A 365-nucleotide genomic window follows, 5' to 3' on the forward strand; every position below is an offset into this window, starting at 1 on the left:
CGATGGCCCATTCGGCGAACACGGTCGGGCCCGGCTCGAACGCGCGCGGCTCCCAGTGGGCGTCGAGCTGGTCCTCGTCGGCGTAGTACTCGATCAGGCCGCCGGCCGGATTCTTGAAGTACCAGAAGTAGGCGGACGAGACCGGGTGGCRGCCCGGGCCGAGCTGGGTGTCCCAGCCCGTGCGGGACATGTGCATGCCGCCGCCGAAGACCTCGTGGATGTCCCGCACCGTGAAGGCGACGTGGTTCAGGCCGCGCTTGGGCTGCGGCAGCTGCAGCAGGAACAGGTCGTGGTGGCCGCCCTCGGCCGCGCAGCGCAGGAAGGCGCCGCGTTCCGGATAGTTGTCCGACTGCACGAAGCCGAAC

The 365-nt window shown here is 70.1% G+C and carries 1 protein-coding gene; it reads right to left on the reverse strand.

Annotated elements, in window-relative coordinates; translation table 11 throughout:
* Positions 1-365 (reverse strand): VOC family protein (locus AC1DHL_RS30190; protein ID WP_478164393.1); only part of this gene is annotated, 365 nt, incomplete at both ends.

This window comes from Variovorax sp. 10L426, from assembly GCF_056395305.1.